This window comes from Nocardioides convexus (genome assembly GCF_011090295.1).
On record NZ_JAAMYA010000001.1, the window covers coordinates 4,565,726 to 4,585,882 of the forward strand.

Sequence of the window (20,157 nt, forward strand, 5' to 3'; positions counted from 1 at the left end):
GACTGTCGGTCGAGACTGAAAGACTGAGGGCGTGACGAGGAACGAGCGAGAGACGCGTGAGCAGCTGATCGATCCGCTGCTGACTGCTGCGGGCTGGACTGCCGGGCTGGTTGAGGAGGAGTACACGTACAAGAAAGGCCGCCTGCGCCTGCTCGGCGAGCAGACGGTTCGCGACGAGCCGCAGTTCGTTGACTACGTCCTGAGAGCAGAGCCCCGCGGCACGATCCTGGCGGCAGTTGAGGCGAAGGACGAGACCCACGCGCCTGGAGCCGGGATCCAACAGGCGCTCGCGTACGCGTACGACGTCAACGCGCCCTTTGCCTTTTCAAGCAACGGTCACGAGATCGTCGAGCAGGACCTGCGCACAGGCGAGGTGCGGCGGCTCGACCAGTTCCCGACTCCTGACGAGTCTGCTCACCCGGTGGCGGTCGACAGCCACCTGGCGGGGACCGGTTGTGACCTCGCCGTCGGGGCAGCGGGTGTCCAACCCACTTCTGCAGCCTGCGTTTGCCCTGCCAGGCGCCCCGTCTATGCGGTACTACCAAGAGCGCGCTGTCACCGCGGCGATCGAGCAGATTCTGCAAGGTCACCACAGGGCACTGCTGTCGCTCGCGACAGGGACAGGGAAGACTTTCATCGCGTTCAACTTCGTCTACAAAGTCTGTTGGCGAGCGGGTATGCGAAGAGAGTCTTGTTCATCGCGGATCGGGTCAGCCTCCGGGATCAGGCGTACAACGAGTTCGGCGGCTTGGGTGACCGTCGCGGTGCCGTCGTCGGCGGTTCGGTGCCGTTGGAACGCGATGTCCACTTCGCGATCTATCAGTCGCTCTACGCAGATGCACCTGGCGGCGGGCGGCTCTACGAGCAGTATCCGCGAGACTTCTTCGACGTTGTGATTATCGACGAGTGCCACCGCAGTGGCTACGGCGACTGGTCAGCGATACTCGATCACTTCGACAGTGCCTTCCACCTCGGCATGACTGCCACCCCGAAGCAGAGCGACTCGGTTGACACCTACGCTCACTTCGCTGCAGAGAACCTCGATGACGACGGTCAGCCGCGTCCGATTTACGAGTACTCGCTCGGCAAGGGCATCGACGATGGCTTTCTTGCGACGTACAAGGTCATGCGCGTCAGCACCAGCGTCGACGACGGGCTGGTGATCCGTGACGAGGTCGAGCGAGGTGCGGAGACTCATCGTGCCTGAGGGCGCGACGCCCCGCGATACGTACGACATGCGCGAGTTTGAGCGGGCCATCATCGTCCCCGATCGAACGCGGGTCATGTGCCAGCACTTGGCAGGGTTGCTCCGCACGTACGGCGCGCTCGACAAGACGATGGTCTTCTGCGTCACGATGGAGCACGCCGAACTGGTGCGGTCGGAGATGCAGGCGCTTCTGGGGTCCGAAACAGGCAGAAATCTGTACGCGGCGCGGATCGTCAGCGAGGAACGGGACGCCCAGCCGTTGTTGGAGCAGTTCCAGGCTCGCGTCGAGCACCGAGCCGGTTGTGGTCACGACGGTCGACCTGCTCTCGACCGGAGTCAATGCGCCGTCCGTGCGCAACATCGTCTTCATGAAGGCGATCGGATCTGTGACGACCTTCAAGCAGATCATCGGGCGAGGAAGTCGACTCGATGAGACGACCGGCAAGACGTTCTTCCGAATCATTGACTACACGAACGCAACGCGTTTGTTCGACGACTGGGACCTCCCGACGCTGCCTGTCGTCGCCGGACCCACAAGCGGCAACCACTCGGTGGTCGGGATCGTCCAGGACGAGGAAACGGGCGACCTGATTGCGGGTGCGTCGGTGTCAGTCCGCCTCGGCGGCCGGTTGCTGACGGAGTGCCGCGCCGACGACGACGGTCGCTTTCGGGTCGACGAGATGCCGGCGTCGGTACTCGACCTCTTCGTCGCGGCCACCGGCTACACCCGCCGGCACTTGCGGGTTGATCCGACCGACACCGATTCACAGCCTCTGGTCATCGACCTCCGACGTCCTGCTCAGGGCGAGCGCCGCCTGCGAATCTCCGGGGTTGACGTCGCCATCGCGGACGAGATCGAAGTCGACCTGGGCAACGGCAACGTCCTGAACCCATCGGACTACTTGAATCGAGTACGGACGACCGTGCGTGAGCGGGTGCCGACGCTGGACGCACTGCGGGCTGTCTGGCAGGTCCGACCGGATTGTCGCGAGTCGGAAGAGCACCTCGCGATCCGCCAGGTCACGCCTGAGTCTGCTCGCTCTGGTGCTCGGCCGGCAGGACCTGGACGGGTTCGATCTGCTCGGGATGGCTGCCTTCGACGCAGCGCCCCTGAGCCTGGATGCACGGGCAACCGCGGCTCAGGCTAAGTTGGGCGTTCGCTACCCGGCGTTGCCGGAGGGCTTCGTCGCCGCCGTTTTGGACAAGTTCCGTCTGGGCGGGGTGGGCGAGGTTTCCAGCGCGGAACTCTTTGGTCTCGTGCCGTTCGTTGCCGAGTGGGGAGGCGTACTGGGGGTAACGTCGCTCCTGGGTGGCGCAGAGGCGGTCGCAAGGCTTCCTGGCGGCCGTCCAGTCCGTGCTATTCGAGCCAGAAGTTGACGCATGACCCTCTCCGAGTCTGCAGTCCAAGATCAAGTCGGCATCTGACCGGATGCGGGCTGACGACAACACCAAGAACGCACTCAAGTACCTCGAGCAGGCTCACATGGCTCCTCTTCTTGAAGGTGTTCGACTCGCTCGAAGAGAACCGCGAGACGGTGGCACAGATCGACGGCACCACCTACCGTCCGTTGATCAAGCGTGAGTTCCGCTGGGGCACTTGGGCACGCAACCGTGACCTCACCGGCGACGCCTTGATCGAGTTCGTCACCGAGAAGTCTGCTGCCGTACCTACGCGGGCTGTCGGGCAGTCCTCGCGCCGAGCGGGTGGCTGCGATCTTCGGCGAGATCCGAACGGTCATGAAGTCCGGCTATTCGCTGAAAGAAGTCGTCAACATCGTCGACTCCATCGACTTCCACGCGCTCGACAACCACCACGCCATGAGCGTCATCTACGAGTCGCTGCTGGCGCAGACGGCCGACGCGGGATGGTCCGGCGAGTTCTACACGCCTCGGCCCGTCGTCGAGTCGATGGTTCGAATCGTCAACCCGACCCTCGGCGACACCGTGTACGACCCATGCTCCGGATCGGCGGGATTCCTCGTCGGCTCGGCCGAGCACATGGCGCCATCAACGAAGACCACTGAGCAGCGCGATGTCTTCAACTCGAACACCTTCTACGGTCAAGAGTCTGGTGAGATCGCTGCCCTGGTCGGAACCATGAACCTCATCCTGCATGGCGTCGAAGATCCACAGGTCGTTCGCCGAAACACCCTGGAGCAGGACGCTCGCAACATCAACCCGAGCGAGCAGTTCAGCGTCATCCTGACCAACCCGCCGTTCGGTGGCACCGAGAACCCCCAGGTCCAGCAGAACTTCCCGAGCAAATCTGCCGCCACCGAACTCTTGTTCCTGCAGCACTGCATGGCCAAGTTGCGGGACGGAGGGCGCGCGGCAATCGTCCTCCCGGACGGCATCCTGTACCGCACCGAAACAGCCTTCTCGACCGTGCGGCGACGCCTCGTGAACGAGTTCAAGGTCACGGCCATCGTGCGGCTGCCCACCGGTGTCTTCCCGACCGCGCCGGACACCCGTACGAACGTCATCTTCTTCTCGAAGGGTGGACGAACCGAGACCATCCGCTACTACCAGGTTCCTTCGCCTCCTGGAAAGCGCTCTTATAGCAAGACCAACCCCATCACGGCCGACGTGCTGAAGGGCGCGGAGGCGTGGCTGGTCGATGGAACAGCCGACGAGTACGCATGGGAGGTCGAGTACGACACCATCGTTGAGAGCGGCTTCGACCTTGACATCCCGTGGCCCAACGCTTCCCTGGTGACCGGCGCCGATGCTGCGGGGGAGCGGATCGAAGGTCTCCACGCGCGTCTTGGGGTGATGGTCGAGTTGACCCAGGCCTTGGCCGACGCGCACAGGCTCGATGAGCCGCTATCCGCTGTCCGAAGCCATTCCGCTCGCCAACTGCGTGGTCGAGTCTGGGGAGCGTGCGGGGCGGCAGGTCCCTGAGCGATACGTCGGAGTGAGCAACGCCGGCGGCCTGGCGCCGTTCAAGGGCAAGACGGCGAAGGACACCAGTCGGTATCGGGAGGCTTCAGCCCGGCGACTTCGTATACAACCCGATGCGCGTCAACGTCGGCTCGATCGCTCTGTGCCGGCGTGAGGACGAAGCCGGATGGGTCAGCCCGGACTATGTCGTCTTCCGGTTGACAGAGGACGCGCCGTTCGACGAGGAGTATCTCCTCATGTTCCTGAAGAGCGAGCAGGGACGAGCGGAGATCGAGCGGGAGAGTCGCGGGGCGGTCCGCCGGCGCCTCTACTTCGATGGTGTCAAGAAGGCTCAACGTTCCTGTGCCAGGTGATCCCGAGTCCTGGTCGGCTCTGATCGCCTCCTTCGCCTCAATCCGCCGTCATCTCCGCGAGTTGCCGGTCACCGCCATCGGCGCGCTTGCCTCGTTCGAGGCAGCGGTCTTCGACACGCGAAGAGAGAGCAGGCTCAGGTCAGTAATGGTTGTGGTGACTTCACCTTTCATTTATGGTGAAGTCACCACAACCATTCGGAGGGTGCGATGCGACTCGGCGGTTCAAGCGAAGTTGCTGGAGAGTTGGGTGTCTCCCTGTCGCGGGTGACCGCGCTTCGTCAACGACCCGACTTTCCGGACCCCATCGGCGAGATCGCCCAGGGTCCGATCTGGGACCTCGACGTGGTTGCTGCGTGGGGCGGATCCAGCCTGCGACGTACCAAAGCCGGGCGGCCGTCAGGCTGAGGCTGCGCGTCGCACGCTCGGCGGGCGGTTTCTCTTGGAGTACCCGGAGATCGGCAAGGGTGGTTTCGCGGACGTCTACCGGGCGACGGACAAGAAGAACGACGACACCGTTGCCGTGAAGGTGCTTCGTGATGTCGACGGTGTCGATGACGAGGTGATCCAGCGGTTTCGACGTGAGCTCCGGATCATGCAGGGACTGTCGCACCCGAATGTGGTGTCGATCCTTGCGGAGGGGGAGACCGTGGACCAGAACGTCTGGTACGCGATGCCCCTGGCGCAAGGCAGCCTGTCGGACTTCGCTCGTGGCACCACGCTGACGCCGCCGATGATCGTCGACATCTTGCGACAGGTCTGTGCAGGTCTCTCTTACATCCACGAGCACGGCGTCTACCACCGTGACCTGAAGCCTGCGAACATTCTGCGGCTCAGCGCGGAAGAGAGCGGGACGGACGTTTGGGCTGTGTCCGACTTTGGGCTGGCAGTGCAGGCCGAGCGTGACACCGACCCGCTGACCTCGACGTACCGGCAGGGACTTGGTTCGTGGGTCTACACCGCCCCCGAGCAGTGGCAGCAGGCTCGAACGGCGAATCACCTCTCCGATATCTACAGCCTCGGCAAGGTCCTGCAGGAGCCTGCTCACCGGGGAAACGCCGGTCAATGCCGAGGTTCCCGTCAGCGTGCTTCGGCCTGTGGTTGAACGAGCGATCGCGAACACGCCGGCGTCCCGTTACCAGACAGTCGCGGAATTCGTGGATGCCCTGGAGCGGTCCGTCGGCACCAAAGATGTGCACGAGTCGTGGGAGTCCCGCGAGGAGCAGGCAGAGCGACTTCGTGACCGCCTCCTCAGCCGTCCCACCAACGAAGACCTGATCCAGGTCGCTGAGTGGGCACAGACGCTGGATGAGACCAACGAGGAAGACATGGTGTCGTTGGTACGAGTTCTTCCCTGGATGGATCAAGCCTCTGCAAAGCGCCTGTGGGAATGGGATGCGATCGCCTTCGGCCGAGTGGTCGGCCGCTTCGCTGAGCACGTCGCCACGAACAAGCTTTCTCCTTTGAGTACTGCGACACCCTCGCCAACTTCCTGCGCCGCGTCGTGCGCGCGACTCGGGACGCGAAGATGCTTGGGCTAGTCGTCAGAACGCTGGCTCGTCTGGGAGCCCACCACAACCGGTGGCACGTCCGCGACGTGCTGGTTCAGGTCCTTCAAGAGATCAAGACCGACGCCGGCGCTGCAGAGGCTGTGGAGGCGCTTCGGTCGATTCCGATCGACGAGTTGCGATGGTCGATCACCGATTTCACGGTGCGGAGCCTCCCGGCCGGAGTGCGGGCTGGCGTTGCACCGTTGGTCATCGCGGCCTCCTAGCATCGCGACGTTCGGTCTACTCGGCTCTCCAGACGTACTTCCGAAACATCTCGGTCAGTTCGTTCAGGTAGCCCGCGTGGGCGGCAACGAAGGCTGATGCGTCGTCGACCAGGTCCTCGGCGACCAACTTGTGGCGGGCGAGGGTGCCGTCCGACGAGGCGGAGAGCCGCTTGCCGTCAGAGAGCGCGTTAGAGCCGACCGATGATGTCGACTCGATGACTCGGTACGTAAGGCCGTGCAGGTGGCACAGGCTCCTCGTCGACGTCCGCAAGGTCGCCAGATGCCTGCGCGAATGCGTAGTCCATGAAGTCTGCCGACCACGGCGCCCAGAGTTTGGTCGACCGTCTCCACATGCGTCGACCCATCCCAATGCAGCCTGCCCCCGACCAGGCGCTCGATCGTGTCGGATTGCGCGAGCATGAAGAGGCTCGGCATGTGGCTGGGCTCTCCGGTTCGTGCCAGGTGTTCCAGGGCGTAGAGGACGTCGCTCGGCGCGCACACAGAAACGAGGACGCCGGTCTCTGGCTCGGTCTCTCGTTCATCGAGCCACGCGTCCACAACAACCCGCCATCCTTCGGCACCGCGAAGGCATTGATCGAGATCCGTACGCAGGCTTGCTCCACGCCGCCCTTTGGGCCGGACGGGTCCGCCGAGTTAGCGATGTCGAGAAGCCTCCCGTCGAAGCCCGACACCATTCCCAGGACGGCATCGTCGGACCAGACCAGCGAGTCATCGAAACGCCCGTATCCCTTCACGGCGTCGATCTCCCACTCCGTCGCGGTCTTGAAGCGGTCGGGAGTGCTGATCTCCACGCTCTTCTCGACGTCGACTGCCTCAACGATCGCGCCTTGGACGACCTGCTCGTACCACCAGCGGCCGTCCTCGGGCTCGTCCGCTGCCTCCACGGGGAAGCGCTCTCGGAGGTGGTCGCGCAATGCGTCGTCGAACTCAGCGAAGACGAGGTACACGCTGAACGGAAACATCACCCAGCCGCTGGAACCTGCGTACGTCATCGAGATCGCGACGACGTCGCGGACGCCGAGATCGTCCAGAACGTCGCTTGCCGTTTGAAGTGCTGCATCACGTTCTTCGGCTTCGCGGAACAGTAGATCGAGATGAATCGGGCAAGCCCTTACCCCGCCGCTCAGTGCGGGCAGGACGACTGGCGATGGTTCGGCCGGCATGCCGGCTGAATCCACCTCGAGCACTCGCCCCTCGACATGGAAGTCCACGTGCCCGACGAAGCGGGCAAACGGCACAGCGAGTCTCATGCCACGTGGTTGATAGAAGGATGCACCGCAGGCTGATCGACCCGAAGCCCGCGGTCCTGCGCGAGGAGCCCGACGTACTTCTCAGGCTCCTGCAACGCCTGTCGCGACACTTGACTCGATCGCTTCGAACTCGATCACGACGAAGTCACCCGAAGTGTCGCGAGCGAGGATGTCGATTGAGCCGTCGGCGCCGTCAGGGTTCTTGACCGCGTACTCCACCTTGAGCAGTTGCAGACCCGACTCGATGAGGTCAAGGTTCTGGGCAAGGTGGTCTCGGAGGACGCTCTCCTTCTGGGGTTCAGACACGGATCGAGGCTAACCGGCGAGTCGGTTCCCCGTCCGCGTGAACGTCGCGGAGAGAGCCGGGAGATATGCAGCAAAGCCTGGAAGACCAAGGTGGGAGCCCCACCGGCCTCTAGGCTGTTGCGCTTCCTGAGGTTGTTGACACCTCCGACGCCGGTTCTCCGGACCGCGAGTGGTCGGAACATCACCCGTTGCGGGTGAGCGAGGCGGGAGGGGCTTCGCGGATTCTGGCACTCAAGAATCGGGGGTCAGGAGGCGGTCACGGTGAGCGAGAACGCGTACGTACGCCCGTGCAACTCCTTCGAACGCGTCTTTGCGGTGTCGTTGGACGAGTTTCGCCTGATGAGCGTCGGGCAGGCGCGAGACTGGCGTCAGTCGGATTTCGCTGAATCGATGAGCGCGGCCAACTCTGGCGAGGTCGCTGTCTTGATCCCGAACTGGTTCGCCTTCTCGCGCACAGGCTCCGTCGTTAGTGACGACGACCCACTCGTCATCGAAGAGCGACGGCCGCTCTGGGTTGTTCAGGACGAGGGCCGTCGCGACGAGTATCGGGTCTGCAGGACCCTTGTTGCCGTAGAGGTCGACGAGCGTCTTGTCGCCGACCGGCACCGTCGTCATTACTGCGACAACCTCCTCGAGGATCCGAGCGCTCATCGGCACGGTCAGTCGCGCCAGACGTTCGGCGCGGCGCGGTCCCGCCTCATGTGCGACTTCCTCTGGCACACGGCAGTGCTCGCTGAAGAAGGTGGATGCAGCGCGATGGGCACCGATCTGAAGTATGGCGTTGTTGTCCACCAAGTACTTGGTCTCGCTCATGCCACCAGCGCTCGGTAGTCGTTGATGGACTGCGCCCCGCGGAACTTGTTGGAGAACATCACTCGACAGAAGTCACCGCGGGAAATGCCCTGGGAGTCGTAGATCGCGAGCATCCGGCGCGAGCACTCCACCCCGTTGTGCCTTCGTAGCGCCTTCAGCCCCCTCGGGCCGCTGCGAGGCGGGTTGTCTCCACTTTCGTACGCAACGCAGAGGCTCTTCGAGGTAGCGGTCTGCTTCCTCTTTGCCGAGCAGGCTGAGGCGCCGCGCTCGCGTGACCACAGCGCTGGGGGTCACCTTGAACTCGTCGGACGTCTCGCGCACCGCATCCAGCGTGCTCAGATCGACACCGTTGAAGTCCGCGGCCGGCATGAGGATCTCTGCGGTGATCTCCCACTCCCGGAAGGTCGTCTCGTCGCTCGTCTGGTGCTTCTAGGTGACGGTGGCGAAAGTGCCCCGTGCCACTAGTACTGCAAGAAGGTGCGAGCGCGTCGCTCTTGTTCCTCGCCCCGCGCAGATCCGTCGGCGAAGGCTTGAGGAGGCGCATGAGCCTTCCCGGCGTCCTCCTGCGCGGACGCGCCCAGGCGCTTGAGGCTGTTGACGATTGCGTTCTTTGGAAGTGCCTTGTCGGTCTTGAGGTACTCCTGCTTGCGGAGAAGGTCCTTCACGATGAGTTCAATCACGTTGATTCGCACTCGGCTCCGCGAGTTCATGGCGAACTCGGTCTTCTTGTTGAACCCGACCATGAGCGCCTCCGTCTTCATGCGGAGCCTGCTCGTTCACCACGTCGAGGGGCGCGAAGAATAGTGGGTAGGGGATCTCCGCCTGGCGTGCCATTCCCACGAGTTCGCGGTATGGCATCACGCCGGACTTGAGTGCCCTCTGGATGGGCTTGTAGTCGTGGACGACCGACTGCTCAAAAGTGCCGAGAAGACCTCGCGCGAGATGGGCGCAGCGTCGCGATCGAGCGTGACCTTGATCGTCATCGGACACCGTGCCCTCCTCTCCTCGCCTCACGGCCCAAGTGTGCGCCTCAGAACTGCTGGCAGTCGGGAGACACGCGGCGATACCCGCGTGACGCTGTGGTCGGGGAAGTGTCGGCGGTTCCATCTAGTCTCTTGATCAGGATCGCGAGAGAAGGAATCAGAACATGTCAGATCGCGTCGACGAAGCGCTCAAGCATCGCTACGTCTATCTCCCGCGCGGCACGGAGCAGGACACGCTTGGTCCGGGAAAGCAACTCGGCTTGGTCCTCGCGCGACGTCACGGTGCGCGATTGACCGTCCTCTCGGTGCAGAAGGACGGCGCCACCCACCACCCGGAGCCTGGCGAAGCAAACCATTGTGACTGAGCGCAGCGGCCGCATCGAAGACGGCGGGGTCGTCCTTGCATGGTGTCCGCGCCATAAGACCCTGGAGAAGTCTGCACCACCTAGAGAGCAGCGTCGTGCTGCTGGTGGAGTGGATCCCCGGCGAGATGGAGCCGTGGGCCAAGATCAACCGCGCCTACAACATCGTCACCGGCCAGGTCATGGAGGCAAGCCTGAGTGACGAAGTCTGTCGAGATCCTCGAAGGCATCGTGTACGAGGGCTACAAAGGGTGGACTGACGACATCTCTGAACGGATGGTGCGCAGTTCCCTCGACGATCTCGTCGCCCTCGGCGAGTACGACCGCGACCTCGTGCTCGCCTACGCCAGGCAGACGAAGCACGAGTCGAGCATCGAGCGGCTCGAGAAGATCATTGACAAGTTCGGTGCGAGCCGAGGTGTAGCGCACGCGAGTTCTCGCCGGTGGGAGTTGTGATCAGTCTTCCGTCTGCAGGCGCAGAGTGTCGCCGCCGGCCTCTGTTTCGCCTCGGCCGCCCGACGACCCCGGATACGCTCGGGATGACGAAGGGGGACGTACATCGTGTCTAGCGAGATCGAGTCTGGTCAGTGACGGCGAGGTCGCTGTCGTTTCCGGTGATCGCGGCACGATCGAGCGGTTCCTCGACGGCGCGGGGCTGTTGGAGCACGCCCGCGAGTTCGCGCTGGGCAAAGTCAGGGGAGTGCTGAGGGCGGGGTCCGACCTTGCCGAGGTGGCTTCCGGTATTGCGGAGCAATCGGCGATGTACCTCAAGGCTCACTCCCGAATCCACCCAGGCACTCAAGGATGCCGGTGGTCTCATGAAGACCAAGACCGACGGCGTTAGCCACGCGATGCTGGGCGACCCCGGCAAGATCGGAAAGTGGCTCCAAGTAGAGGACAGGCCGGCCTCGCTGCTTACGAATCCCGCAGTCCTGTCCGGTGTCGGTGGCCTCATGAGCCAGGCTCGCCCAGCAAGCCGAAGCGCAGGAGTCTCAAAGCGCTACTCATCCAGATCGACGCCAAGGCTCGATGACGTACGACGCGGCCAGCGCAACGCTGTTCTCGCCAAGATGGGTCGGGCTGCCGAAGCCATCGAGGAAGCCATGACGATCCGCGAGCACGGGGGTGACCCGAAGACGCTGTGGAGCAAGGTCGACGGCGAATCTGGCACGATCCTGGAGGTGCAGCGCGCAGCACTGCTCGCGCTCGGCGACCTCGCCGACAAGGTGCAGGACGTCAACCGCCCTGGCCAACTCAAGAAGACCATGCGTGAGACTCGAGCAAGAAGCGGCGCTGCGAACTCGCCATTCTGGCTCGCTGCTTCGAGTTGCAAGACCAGTTCCGGGTCATCGAGCTCGACTACGTCCTCGCCACGGCACCCGAAAGCCTGGAGGGTCACCGCAGAGGCGTCGCCGAGGCGCGAGAGAATCGCCGGGCGCGCGTTCTGGAAACCACGTCCAACCTCATGGACCAGCCTGACGGCCGCGGGCGGTGTCGCCAACGAGAACATCCTGCTGCATGCCCGAGCAGCCGGCTCGGTCTTTGGATCGCTCAACGCGATTGGCATCAGCATTGATGAGTTCCACGCGCCCTTGAGTATTGCTAAAGGCTGATCGCGAGATCCTCGGTGCCACGCCCTGGCGCGCTGCACTGCGAGATCCGCAACGAACTCAAGACGGCTGGCGCAGAAACGGTGCAGAAAGCGGCGTTCGTCGGGGGTGGGGTCGCCCTGATTGCGGTCGGCAAGAACAGTCTGTCCAAGCCCAGCGCGTGACCTCGTGTTGGCGCTGAGGGCGGACCGTCAAGACTGCAGGCTCAGCCCTCCGGATGATCGCCCGCACCGTCTCGGCGTGGATCCGGTACGCCCGGGCATCACGCGCCGACTTGGGCGGTTGACACCCGCGGCCACCGACATGAACCTGGTGCCATGAGTCCCGCTGGTAAGGACGTCCACGAATCACTGTTCGATCAGATCGAGGGACAACTGCTCACCCTGCAAGCAGGCGCGCCAGCAGCGGGTCCCGGTGGCGAATCTTGGAGTCAAGAGGAGCTTCAGGCCGCCATCGCTGCGCTGCAGGCTGATAAGGACTTGCTCGTCGCTCATTGGCGGGTGCAGGACGGCGTGCTAGACTCACCCGCTTCCGCCCAACGCGCGAGCGTGCGGCCAACCTCAACCGTGTCCGCACGTTCTTGGCCTAGCCCAGAAGTACGGACTGGTGTAGCCAGGGGCGGTAGCAGACTCGGTGCCGCCTAGTCCGGTCTCCGCGTGACGCAACTCGTCGGCTGGAACGACAGCGATCAAGGTCGGATTGGCTGGAGTGGCCTTGTCGGGCTCGATCGGTAGCCTTCAGAGGTGAGTTCGGAGGAAGCAGTCGATCCGATCGACCCCCATGGCTATCGATCGGGAACCAAGAGCGCGCTATTTCAGATGGCAAGAGGGACGTGCTACTTCCCCGATTGCGAAACGCCGAGCATTGTCTTTGTCAAGCCGGGCCAGCCCTCCGTGAACGTACACATCGCTCATATCGAGGGCGCAGAGATCGGGTCGGCCCGCTACAACCCTGAGATGACTAACGAGGAGCGACGGTCGTTCGCGAACCTCCTCCTACTGTGCGTCCCTCATCACGATTTGGTAGACCACAAGGAGCCCGATGAGTACACAGTCGAGATGCTCCGCAGGCTGGAAGGCGTCCCGAGGGACTGCGGCTGCAGGAGCCGATGCCTCAGAACTGAGGGCTATCACTGAAGAGACCCTCGCTGCCGCGATCGAGGCCGCCTTCAGTTCGTTTCGCCCAGTTCGTGAGGCAGCAGTTGAGGTTCGGAGCGCAACGGTCATCGAGGACGGTGGGAGCGCGCTCGTAGTCCCCTTGGGTCAGTATCCCCGAGTCACCCTCGGGGACAGAGGTCGAGAAGGCTGTTGCGCTGATCGTCCGCAGCACCGGCGACCTCCCCGTGGTTGTGCAGGGGATCTCGATCTACTGTCGCATCGACAATGGCCCCGATGTCGAGAGCAAGGCTCATGGGTCGCGACGACTACGTTGGGCGAAATCCCCGGCTGCCCGCGCGCATCGATCCCGGGGACTCAAAGACTTGGCTTACGGCGCTAGCCAGGTTCGCCATGCTCGTTCGCGGCATCGCTGCCTCGGGTAGAGAAGTAACTCATTTCCGCTTTGACGTTGACCTTGGCACCGGAGATGTCGTCGGGTCAGACGTCTATGAAATCGACGTGCTCTTGCCGGACGCCTAGACGCTCGGCGAAGCGTCGGCCGGACTGGCGCCAGCGATGGTGACTTCGGCGCGGCGGATGATCGCCCGCACCGTCTCGACGTAAATCCCATATTCCCGCGCGAGCTCCTTCTTGAAGGCGCCGGCGCGGTGTCGCTCGACGAGTTCCGCCCGCTGAGCGTCCGACAGGCGGACTTGCTTCTGTTGGCTCACCGGGTCGCCGACAGCGGCCGAATGCATCCTTACCTGCGACTTCTTGCCATCGAGCATCCGCTGCAAGGCGGGGGAGGGGTTCGATAGTTGTCCCCTCAGGCTCCACCGAGACGACAGGGCTTCCTCGTGAGAGGAGGCCCTGCCTCGTTTTGAGGGCGCCTACGGCTCGAGCGACAGGCCTGACCCTCGCGGAGGCCGTCCCCGCAGGCCGCGCAGTGGAGCTCGGCGACGAACTCCTGGCCGCAGGAGTGCTCGAAGCGGACCGGGTCCTCGCCCCGGCGGACGTGCTCGTGCCCCCACTGCTTGAGGGTCAGCAGGACGGGGGAGAGGGCTCGGCCCTTGGCGGTGAGCCGGTACTCGTAGCGCGGGGGGGCGTTGGCTGTACTGCTCCCGCGCGATCACGCCGTGCTCGACGAGCCTTGCGCAGGCGGGTGGTGAGGATGTCGCGTGGAGCACCGGTGTTGCGCGCGATCTCGGTGAAGCGGCGCTGGGCGTAGAAGAGCCTCGCGGACCACGAGCAGGCTCCAGCGGTCGCCGACGACCTCGAGCGCGTCGGCGATCGTGCAGTCCCGCGGTGAGCGGTCGGCAGGGGCTGTCGGCATGGTCACATTCTCGGCGAAGACGGTTGTGTTTTCAAACCGACCGCGCCACGATGTGGTGAGTTCGAAAACCAACTGACCAAGGAGCACGTCGTGTCCGCAGCAGTCATCATCGACGCCGTCCGCACACCGCTGGCCAAGGGCAAGCCGGGGGGCGCCTACGCCGACATCCACCCCGTCGACCTGCACGCGGTCGCGCTGCGGGCGCTGGTCGAGCGCACGGGCATCGACCCGGGCCAGATCGACGACGTCATCAGCGGCGCCGTGGGGCAGGTCGGCGAGCAGTCCGGCAACACCGCTCGGTGGGCGCTGCTCGCCGCCGGCTACCCCGAGAGCGTCCCCGGCGTGACGGTGGACCGTCAGTGCGGCAGCAGCCAGCAGGCCCTGCACTTCGCCGCGCAGGGCGTCATCGCCGGTGCGTACGACGTGGCGGTCGCCTCCGGCATCGAGTCGATGAGCCGCATCCCGATCGGCTCGCAGTTCCAGGGCAAGGACTTCTTCGGCCCCCAGGTCGGCGCCCGCTACGGCGGGGGGCTCGTGCCGCAGGGCATCAGCGCCGGGTCTCATCGCGCAGAAGTGGAACCTGTCGCGGGCTCAGGCTCGACGAGTACTCCGCGATGTCCCACGAGCGGGCAGCCCGCGCGTGGAAGGACGGGCTGCTCGACCGCCAGGTCGCGTTCGTCAACGACCTGCGCACCGACGAGACCATCCGCCCGGGCACGTCCGCCGAGACCCTCGCCGGTCTGCGGCCCGCGTTCCACAGCGACGACTGGGCGGCGGCGTACCCGACGATCGACTGGCGGGTGACCGCGGGCAACAGGCTCCCCGGTCAACGACGGCTCGGCCGCGGTGCTCGTCACGAGCGAGGAGGCGGCCGCCCGCCTCGGCCTGCGACCGCGGGCTCGCGTGCACTCCTTCGCCGTCGTCGGTGACGACCCGGTCCTGATGCTGACCGGCATCATCCCGGCGACCAGGAAGGTGCTCGACCGGGCCGGCCTGTCGCTGGGCGACATCGACGCCTTCGAGGTGAACGAGGCCTTCGCCTCCGTCGTCCTCGCCTGGCAGGCCGAGACCGGTGCCGACCTCGACAAGGTCAACGTCAACGGCGGTGCCATCGCCATCGGCCACCCGCTCGGCGCGTCCGGCGCCCGGCTCGCCACCAGCCTGCTCGACGTCCTGGAGCAGCGCGACGGCCGGTTCGGGCTCCAGGTGATGTGCGAGGCCGGCGGCCCGGCCAACGCCACCATCATCGAGAGGATCTGACATGCCGACCATCGACGGTGCCGTCGTCCTCGTGACCGGGGCGAACGGTGGGCTCGGAACCCACTTCGTGCACCAGGCGCTGGAGCGCGGCGCCGCCAAGGTGTACGCCGCCGCCCGCACCCCGAAGCCCTGGGACGACGACCGCGTGGTGCCGCTGGTGCTCGACGTCACCTCCGCCGCCTCGGTCGCCGCAGCGGCCGAGGTCGCGCACGACGTGTCGGTGGTGATCAACAACGCCGGCGCCGCGAACGGCGCCACCGTGCTCGGGGACCTGACTGCCGCGCGGGATCTGTTCGAGACGAACTTCTGGGGCCCGCTGGTCGTCACCAATGCCTTCACCCCGGCGCTTCGCGCCTCGGGAGGCACCCTGCTCAACGTGCTCTCGGTGCTGAGCCTGGATCGGGATCGGTGACGCCTACAGCGCCAGCAAGGCCGCACTGTGGCAGGCCACGAACACCCAGCGCATCGCCCTCGCGCCGTTCGGCGTCCACGTCGCGGGGCTCCATCTCGGGTACGCCGACACGCCCATGACCAAGGGCGTGGACGCGCCGGAGCTCGACCCTGCCGATGTGGTGCGCTCGGCGTACGACGGGCTGGAGGCCGGGGCCTACGAGATCCTCGCCGACGAGTCTCAGCGTGCAGGTCAAGGCGGGCCTGGCCGGTCCCGTCGAGGCGTTGTACCCCCAGCCTGCGCGGGGGCGCGGGCTGACCCCGGGCGGCATCGCATGCGAGGCACTGCGCTGAGCCGGTGGGCGGTCTAGCCTGACCGCATGAGCTCGGGTGCCGGCGACGCCGCCTTCACCGGGTCGATCCCGGAGGTCTACGAGCGGCTCATGGTGCCGATGATCTTCGCCGAGCCGGCGCGTCTGCTGGCCGCGGCGGTGCTCGACGCCGCGCCCGTCGACGTGCTGGAGGTGGCCGCCGGGACCGGCGTGCTCACCCGGCTGCTGGAGCGCGCCGGCGGCGTACAGGTGGTCGCCACGGACCTGAACGCCCCGATGCTGCGGGCCGCTGAGCAGCGCAGCGGCTCCGGGCGGGTCACCTGGCAGGTCGCCGACGCCACCGACCTGCCGTTCCCGGACGGGTCCTTCGACGCGGTGGCCTGCCAGTTCGGCGTGATGTTCTTCCCCGACCGCGTCCAGGGGTACGACGAGGCGCGGCGCGTCCTGCGCCCCGGCGGCCTGCTGGCCTTCAACACCTGGGACCGGATCGAGCGCAACGGGATCGCCGAGACCGTCACCGACGCGCTGGCCGCGGCGGTGCCGGAGGCGGACCTGGCGTTCATGAGGCGCACCCCGCACGGGTACTTCGAACCGGACCGGGTCGTCGCCGACCTCGTCGAGGCGGGCCTCACCGCCATCGACGTCGAGGAGGTCGACGGCACCAGCCGCAGCACGACGGCCGACGCCGCGATCGCCTACTGCCAGGGCACCCCGTTGCGCGGCGAGATCGAGCGCTGCCCCGGCCTCACCGTCGAGCGGGCGACCGCGATCGCGGGGGCCGGACTGGCCGCACGGTACGGCGAGGGGTCGTTCGAGGCGCCGATGCGCTGGCTGCAGGTCACCGCGCGCCGTCCCGGCTAGCGGGCGACCTCGGCGACGAAGCCGGCGGCCGCCTCGACGAGCTGGTCCAGGCCGGGCTGCTCCAGCGGGTAGTGCCCGGCGTTCTCCAGCAGGACCGTGCGCACCGGCGCCTTCGTGATCCGCGCGAGGAACGGCTCGGACAGGTGCAGCGGCGTCCAGCGGTCGGCCGCCGGCTGGGTCAGCAGCACCGGGCAGACGTCGAAGTCGCCCGGCTCGGTGACGGGCTCGTAGTTGAGGTAGGAGTCGAGGAAGGCGATGCTCGCGCTGTTGCCGGCCGAGGTCTTGTCGGCGTAGCAGGCGCGCTTGGCTGCCTTGTCGTTGACGAGGGTGCGCATCTTGCTGACCAGGCGCATCGGCAGCCGCAGTCGCCGCAGGGGAGTGCGGGCGAGCAGGGCCATCACCCGGGCGCCGAGGAATCCGGTCACCGGGTCGAAGGCCGTCTGCACCCGCACCTGGCGCGAGCGCTGGTCCAGGAAGGTCATCCCGATGATGCCGCTGACCCGGCGGTTGACCGCGGCGACGTGGTAGGTCTCCATCCCGCCCGCGGAGAGCCCGTAGAGCACCACCGGACGACCGTCGGCCAGGCTCGCGGTCCACCAGAATCCGAGCCGAGCCGCACCCAGTCGTCGTAGGTGACCAGTGCGCCGTCCGCGACCTCCGTGACGCCGTACGTCGGCATGTCGATCGCGATCGTCTCGTACCCCCGCTCGGCGAGCGGACGGCCGAGCACCAGCGACATCTGGCGGCCGTTGGTGCCGACCCCGTGCAGCAGGATCACCTTCACCGGGGCGTCCGGGTTGCGGTAGGTGTCGAGGTGCACGCGGTGCCCCTCGACCTCCCACCACTCCTCGGCGGGCTCGGTGCCGGGCGTGATCCGGTAGTCGGCGGGCAGAAACTCTTGGATGGCGCGCCACTCGCGCTGGTTCGCGTAGGCTCATGGTGGGTCCATCTCCCCATGCTCTGGACGCGCTGTCCAGGGCAGTCGTCCCAGCGGTCTCACTTGCGGTCAGCCGGCCGGTTCGAGGCCGAGCAGCCCGGCCCGCAGCAGGGCGAGACCGTCGGCTGTCCACGGGTCGAGACCGACCAGGTCGGCGACCCGGCGCAGCCGGTAGTCGACGGTGTTGGGGTGCACGCTCACCAGGCTCCGCCGTGCGCGTGCGGCTCTGCCCGGTCGCGAGGTGGGCGTGCAGGGTCGCGACCAGGTCCGGGCGAGTGCTGAGCGGCGCGAGCCGGGCCCGGAGCGCGTCGGCGACCGGCCCCGGGCGCGAGAGCCTGGTAGTCGAGGAGCACGTCGTCCATCGCGTAGGTCCCCGCCGCGCGAGCGGTACGACGGACCAGGTCGACGATCTCGCGCGCCAACCGGGCCGCGGCCGGGACCTCGGCGACGCCCGCGGCCGTCGTGCCGGCCCAGACCTCGGCGTCGGCCGCGCTCGCCAGCCGGCCCACGAGGGCCTCCACGGCGGCTCCGTCCCAGGCGTGCTCGTCACCGCGGGGATGGGGGAGCAGCACCAGGCCGCCGTAGGGGTCGAGACTCGAAGAGGGGAACGTGGACGCGGTCGTCCTCCAGGCTCGGCGCGCAACGCGCGCAGCCGGCGGCGGGCGGTGATCGCGGCCGGCCGGTCCCACTCGCCCTCCCGCGGCTCCGCGCCGATCCGGAGCGCGACCACGGTGTAGCGCTCCGGCAGGCTCACGCCGAGCGACGAGGCGACCTGCCCGACGTCTGTTCCCGACAACAGCGCCGCGACGAGCGAGGTCCGCACGCTCTCCGCCTCGTCACCGCTCATCCGCAGGCTCCTCGAGGTAGGAGGAGGTCACCACCAGCAGCACGTCGGTCAGGTGCTCCAGCGCCGCGTGCCCCATCCGGCGCAGGGAGTCCAGGTCGTCGGGCCCAGCGAGGGCGGCGACGGCGTCCCAGGCGCTCGCGGTGCCGGTCAGGTAGGCGCGCTGCACCAGCCTCCAGGGGGAAGCCTTCCTCGGCCCGGCGGTAGGCGGACTCGGCGATCCGGTCGAGCAGGTCCGTACCGGGCGGCGCGCCGGTCACCCGGGACTCGAAGAGCCTGGAGGTTCTCCCGCACCACGCTCCGCACGTCGACGCCGAGCAGGTCCGGCGAACTCGGCGTACATGGCCACGTGGTCGGCGATGTCGCCGAGGATCGACTCGACCAGCTGGTGACGCAGCGCGGGCAGCAGGCTCGCCGACCGGGCGCCCGGCGAAGGAGAGAACCATTTGTGAAGGATCACAAAGGGCCCCGGGGAATTCCAGAGTGCGCCCACTCGTCGGGACCGGTCGGCTCGTCCAGGATTCCTGTGAGCGGCGCCACACGCCGCCCGAGGGAGGAGAAGGAAATGAAGCGAGCAACAGGTCCGCGCCGTACGCGCTGGATCACCAGGCTGCTGGGGGTGAGCCTCGTCGCGGTGGGCCTGGCGGCCCCGGTGGTGGCCAGTGCCCCGGCCCAGGCGGCGGCGCCGACGAGCGGGTGGAACGACTGGTCCTGCCGGCCCTCGGCCGCGCACCCGCAGCCAGTCGTGCTGCTGCACGGCCTGGGGGGCCAGGCAGTGACCAACTGGTTCTACCACGGCACCAGGCTCGCGGACGCGGGCTACTGCGTGTTCTCTACGACCTACGGCCAGGGCGCTTTCGGCGATCTCGTCGGCGGCCTCGGCTCCATGCGTGCCAGCGCCGTGCAGGTCGGCGCCTTCGTCGACAAGGTCCGCGCCGCGACCGGCGCCGCGGAGGTCGACCTGGTCGGCCACTCGGAGGGCAGCACGGTCTCGGCGTACTACCTCAAGCACGAAGGCGGCGCTGCCAAGGTCAAGGACTACGTCGGCTTCGGCACCAACTACCAGGGCTCGACCCTCAACGGTCTGTCCGTCCTGATCAAGGCGGCCATGCCGTTCCTGCCGAGCGTCACCGAGTTCGTGCAGTCGCAGTGCGCGTCCTGCCTGGAGTTCCTCGCGCCCAACGACTTCCTCGACGACCTGCAGCGGGGCGGCGTGGCGGTCCCGGGAGTCGCCTACACCAACATCATGTCGCGCTACGACACGGTCGTGACGCCGTACACGAGCGGGAGGATCGACCAGCCCGGTGTCACCAACATCGTGCTCCAGGACCGTTGCGCGTTCGACTTCTCCGGCCACCTCGCGATGGCTGTCGACCCGAACGTCAACCTGCTCATCCGCCGTGCGCTGGACCCGGAGGACCCGCCGGCGATGAGGTGCAGCCTGAGCCTGCCGGCGCCCTTCTGATCGGGGGGAGCAGGACGGCTCGTCTCGGGAGGGGGCGAGCCGTCCGCGCGGGCGGGCATGG

The 20,157-nt window shown here is 66.5% G+C and carries 28 protein-coding genes and 1 pseudogene; 16 read left to right on the forward strand and 13 right to left on the reverse strand.

Annotated features, from left to right (window positions below; all coding sequences use genetic code 11):
- Positions 1-31 precede the first annotated feature (31 nt).
- From G5V59_RS33765 to G5V59_RS33800, 8 genes are all read left to right on the forward strand, one after another.
- Positions 32-1,207 carry a DEAD/DEAH box helicase family protein gene (locus G5V59_RS33765; RefSeq protein ID WP_278259350.1) on the forward strand — a complete coding sequence of 392 codons (1,176 nt, stop codon included), beginning with the start codon at positions 32-34 and terminating at the stop codon, positions 1,205-1,207.
- Complete coding sequence (locus G5V59_RS33770; protein ID WP_278259351.1) at positions 1,200-1,640, forward strand: hypothetical protein; 441 nt, start codon at positions 1,200-1,202, stop codon at positions 1,638-1,640. The genes G5V59_RS33765 and G5V59_RS33770 overlap by 8 nt, the downstream gene beginning before the upstream one ends.
- Positions 1,558-2,355 (forward strand): carboxypeptidase regulatory-like domain-containing protein, encoded by a 798-nt coding sequence (locus tag G5V59_RS33775; protein ID WP_278259352.1) that lies wholly within the window; start codon positions 1,558-1,560, stop codon positions 2,353-2,355. Before G5V59_RS33770 ends, G5V59_RS33775 begins: the two co-directional genes overlap by 83 nt.
- A gap of 556 nt (positions 2,356-2,911) precedes the next feature.
- Entirely contained in the window at positions 2,912-4,108 is a 1,197-nt protein-coding gene (locus tag G5V59_RS33780) for an N-6 DNA methylase (protein WP_278259353.1), read from the forward strand.
- 113 nt (positions 4,109-4,221) lie between these two features.
- A complete protein-coding gene (locus G5V59_RS33785; RefSeq protein ID WP_278259354.1) occupies positions 4,222-4,461 on the forward strand; it encodes a hypothetical protein in 240 nt (79 codons plus the stop codon).
- A gap of 439 nt (positions 4,462-4,900) precedes the next feature.
- Positions 4,901-5,563, forward strand: a complete 663-nt coding sequence (locus G5V59_RS33790; RefSeq protein WP_278259355.1) for a serine/threonine-protein kinase — start codon at positions 4,901-4,903, stop codon at positions 5,561-5,563.
- Between the two features lie 52 nt (positions 5,564-5,615).
- Complete coding sequence (locus tag G5V59_RS33795; protein WP_278259356.1) at positions 5,616-5,999, forward strand: hypothetical protein; 384 nt, start codon at positions 5,616-5,618, stop codon at positions 5,997-5,999.
- A 56-nt stretch (positions 6,000-6,055) separates the two neighbouring features.
- Positions 6,056-6,232, forward strand: coding sequence for a hypothetical protein (locus G5V59_RS33800; protein ID WP_278259357.1), 177 nt, complete (start codon positions 6,056-6,058; stop codon positions 6,230-6,232).
- Between the two features lie 188 nt (positions 6,233-6,420).
- On the opposite strand, the gene G5V59_RS33805 is transcribed toward G5V59_RS33800, so the two are convergent.
- From G5V59_RS33805 to G5V59_RS33825, 5 genes are all read right to left on the reverse strand, one after another.
- Positions 6,421-7,464, reverse strand: a complete 1,044-nt coding sequence (locus tag G5V59_RS33805; protein ID WP_278259358.1) for a hypothetical protein — start codon at positions 7,462-7,464, stop codon at positions 6,421-6,423.
- A gap of 120 nt (positions 7,465-7,584) precedes the next feature.
- Positions 7,585-7,809 (reverse strand): endonuclease NucS domain-containing protein, encoded by a 225-nt coding sequence (locus tag G5V59_RS33810; RefSeq protein ID WP_278259359.1) that lies wholly within the window; start codon positions 7,807-7,809, stop codon positions 7,585-7,587.
- A 231-nt stretch (positions 7,810-8,040) separates the two neighbouring features.
- Positions 8,041-8,622 carry a hypothetical protein gene (locus tag G5V59_RS33815; protein ID WP_278259360.1) on the reverse strand — a complete coding sequence of 194 codons (582 nt, stop codon included), beginning with the start codon at positions 8,620-8,622 and terminating at the stop codon, positions 8,041-8,043.
- Positions 8,619-8,753, reverse strand: coding sequence for a hypothetical protein (locus G5V59_RS33820; RefSeq protein ID WP_278259361.1), 135 nt, complete (start codon positions 8,751-8,753; stop codon positions 8,619-8,621). Before G5V59_RS33820 ends, G5V59_RS33815 begins: the two co-directional genes overlap by 4 nt.
- Positions 8,754-9,083: 330 nt before the next feature.
- Positions 9,084-9,383: a hypothetical protein gene (locus tag G5V59_RS33825; protein ID WP_278259362.1), complete on the reverse strand. Its 300-nt coding sequence runs from the start codon at positions 9,381-9,383 to the stop codon at positions 9,084-9,086.
- A 579-nt stretch (positions 9,384-9,962) separates the two neighbouring features.
- Between G5V59_RS33825 and G5V59_RS33830 the strand changes: the two genes are divergently transcribed.
- From G5V59_RS33830 to G5V59_RS33840, 3 genes are all read left to right on the forward strand, one after another.
- Positions 9,963-10,169, forward strand: coding sequence for a hypothetical protein (locus G5V59_RS33830; protein WP_278259363.1), 207 nt, complete (start codon positions 9,963-9,965; stop codon positions 10,167-10,169).
- Positions 10,166-10,423, forward strand: coding sequence for a hypothetical protein (locus G5V59_RS33835; protein WP_278259364.1), 258 nt, complete (start codon positions 10,166-10,168; stop codon positions 10,421-10,423). Before G5V59_RS33830 ends, G5V59_RS33835 begins: the two co-directional genes overlap by 4 nt.
- 362 nt (positions 10,424-10,785) lie before the next feature.
- Positions 10,786-11,580, forward strand: a complete 795-nt coding sequence (locus G5V59_RS33840; RefSeq protein ID WP_278259365.1) for a hypothetical protein — start codon at positions 10,786-10,788, stop codon at positions 11,578-11,580.
- A gap of 1,630 nt (positions 11,581-13,210) precedes the next feature.
- Here G5V59_RS33840 and G5V59_RS33845 read toward each other — a convergent pair.
- The 3 genes from G5V59_RS33845 to G5V59_RS33855 all read right to left on the reverse strand — a co-directional run bounded on the left by G5V59_RS33845 (position 13,211) and on the right by G5V59_RS33855 (position 14,007).
- Entirely contained in the window at positions 13,211-13,462 is a 252-nt protein-coding gene (locus tag G5V59_RS33845) for a hypothetical protein (protein WP_278259366.1), read from the reverse strand.
- Between the two features lie 102 nt (positions 13,463-13,564).
- A complete protein-coding gene (locus G5V59_RS33850) occupies positions 13,565-13,807 on the reverse strand; it encodes a hypothetical protein (RefSeq protein WP_278259367.1) in 243 nt (80 codons plus the stop codon).
- Positions 13,804-14,007, reverse strand: coding sequence for a hypothetical protein (locus G5V59_RS33855; RefSeq protein ID WP_278259368.1), 204 nt, complete (start codon positions 14,005-14,007; stop codon positions 13,804-13,806). The genes G5V59_RS33850 and G5V59_RS33855 overlap by 4 nt, the downstream gene beginning before the upstream one ends.
- 90 nt (positions 14,008-14,097) lie before the next feature.
- Between G5V59_RS33855 and G5V59_RS38320 the strand changes: the two are divergent.
- From G5V59_RS38320 to G5V59_RS33885, 4 genes and pseudogenes are all read left to right on the forward strand, one after another.
- A pseudogene (locus G5V59_RS38320) lies at positions 14,098-15,267 on the forward strand (acetyl-CoA C-acyltransferase).
- A 1-nt stretch (position 15,268) separates the two neighbouring features.
- Positions 15,269-15,679 carry an SDR family NAD(P)-dependent oxidoreductase gene (locus tag G5V59_RS33875; RefSeq protein WP_278259371.1) on the forward strand — a complete coding sequence of 137 codons (411 nt, stop codon included), beginning with the start codon at positions 15,269-15,271 and terminating at the stop codon, positions 15,677-15,679.
- A 115-nt stretch (positions 15,680-15,794) separates the two neighbouring features.
- Positions 15,795-16,028 (forward strand): hypothetical protein, encoded by a 234-nt coding sequence (locus G5V59_RS33880; RefSeq protein ID WP_278259372.1) that lies wholly within the window; start codon positions 15,795-15,797, stop codon positions 16,026-16,028.
- Positions 16,029-16,037: 9 nt separating this feature from the next.
- Positions 16,038-16,850: a methyltransferase domain-containing protein gene (locus G5V59_RS33885; protein WP_278259373.1), complete on the forward strand. Its 813-nt coding sequence runs from the start codon at positions 16,038-16,040 to the stop codon at positions 16,848-16,850.
- Here G5V59_RS33885 and G5V59_RS33890 read toward each other — a convergent pair.
- The 5 genes from G5V59_RS33890 to G5V59_RS33910 form a co-directional block, all read right to left on the reverse strand.
- Positions 16,847-17,416, reverse strand: coding sequence for an alpha/beta hydrolase (locus tag G5V59_RS33890; protein ID WP_278259374.1), 570 nt, complete (start codon positions 17,414-17,416; stop codon positions 16,847-16,849). The two genes, G5V59_RS33885 and G5V59_RS33890, sit on opposite strands and share 4 nt — an antisense overlap.
- Positions 17,329-17,670: a hypothetical protein gene (locus tag G5V59_RS33895; RefSeq protein WP_278259375.1), complete on the reverse strand. Its 342-nt coding sequence runs from the start codon at positions 17,668-17,670 to the stop codon at positions 17,329-17,331. The genes G5V59_RS33890 and G5V59_RS33895 overlap by 88 nt, the downstream gene beginning before the upstream one ends.
- A gap of 186 nt (positions 17,671-17,856) precedes the next feature.
- The gene (locus G5V59_RS33900; RefSeq protein WP_278259376.1) at positions 17,857-17,988 is read right to left on the reverse strand and encodes a helix-turn-helix domain-containing protein; all 132 of its coding nucleotides are present in this window, start codon (positions 17,986-17,988) and stop codon (positions 17,857-17,859) included.
- Positions 17,985-18,476 (reverse strand): hypothetical protein, encoded by a 492-nt coding sequence (locus G5V59_RS33905; protein WP_278259377.1) that lies wholly within the window; start codon positions 18,474-18,476, stop codon positions 17,985-17,987. Before G5V59_RS33905 ends, G5V59_RS33900 begins: the two co-directional genes overlap by 4 nt.
- A 154-nt stretch (positions 18,477-18,630) precedes the next feature.
- Positions 18,631-19,077: a hypothetical protein gene (locus G5V59_RS33910; RefSeq protein ID WP_278259378.1), complete on the reverse strand. Its 447-nt coding sequence runs from the start codon at positions 19,075-19,077 to the stop codon at positions 18,631-18,633.
- Positions 19,078-19,196: 119 nt separating this feature from the next.
- On the opposite strand from G5V59_RS33910, the gene G5V59_RS33915 reads away from it, so the two are divergent.
- Positions 19,197-20,096 carry an alpha/beta fold hydrolase gene (locus G5V59_RS33915; RefSeq protein ID WP_278259379.1) on the forward strand — a complete coding sequence of 300 codons (900 nt, stop codon included), beginning with the start codon at positions 19,197-19,199 and terminating at the stop codon, positions 20,094-20,096.
- Positions 20,097-20,157: the final 61 nt, after the last annotated feature.

Coding starts and splice junctions, on each gene's coding strand:
- G5V59_RS33785 (WP_278259354.1), top strand. CDS start 4,222: ATGCGCGTCAACGTCGGCTCGATCGCTCTGTGCCGGCGTGAGGACGAA.
- G5V59_RS33815 (WP_278259360.1), bottom strand. CDS start 8,622: ATGAGCGAGACCAAGTACTTGGTGGACAACAACGCCATACTTCAGATC.
- G5V59_RS33825 (WP_278259362.1), bottom strand. CDS start 9,383: ATGAAGACGGAGGCGCTCATGGTCGGGTTCAACAAGAAGACCGAGTTC.
- G5V59_RS33840 (WP_278259365.1), top strand. CDS start 10,786: ATGAAGACCAAGACCGACGGCGTTAGCCACGCGATGCTGGGCGACCCC.
- G5V59_RS33845 (WP_278259366.1), bottom strand. CDS start 13,462: ATGCTCGATGGCAAGAAGTCGCAGGTAAGGATGCATTCGGCCGCTGTC.
- G5V59_RS33855 (WP_278259368.1), bottom strand. CDS start 14,007: ATGCCGACAGCCCCTGCCGACCGCTCACCGCGGGACTGCACGATCGCC.
- G5V59_RS33875 (WP_278259371.1), top strand. CDS start 15,269: ATGCCGACCATCGACGGTGCCGTCGTCCTCGTGACCGGGGCGAACGGT.
- G5V59_RS33880 (WP_278259372.1), top strand. CDS start 15,795: ATGACCAAGGGCGTGGACGCGCCGGAGCTCGACCCTGCCGATGTGGTG.
- G5V59_RS33885 (WP_278259373.1), top strand. CDS start 16,038: ATGAGCTCGGGTGCCGGCGACGCCGCCTTCACCGGGTCGATCCCGGAG.
- G5V59_RS33910 (WP_278259378.1), bottom strand. CDS start 19,077: ATGGTTCTCTCCTTCGCCGGGCGCCCGGTCGGCGAGCCTGCTGCCCGC.
- G5V59_RS33915 (WP_278259379.1), top strand. CDS start 19,197: ATGAAGCGAGCAACAGGTCCGCGCCGTACGCGCTGGATCACCAGGCTG.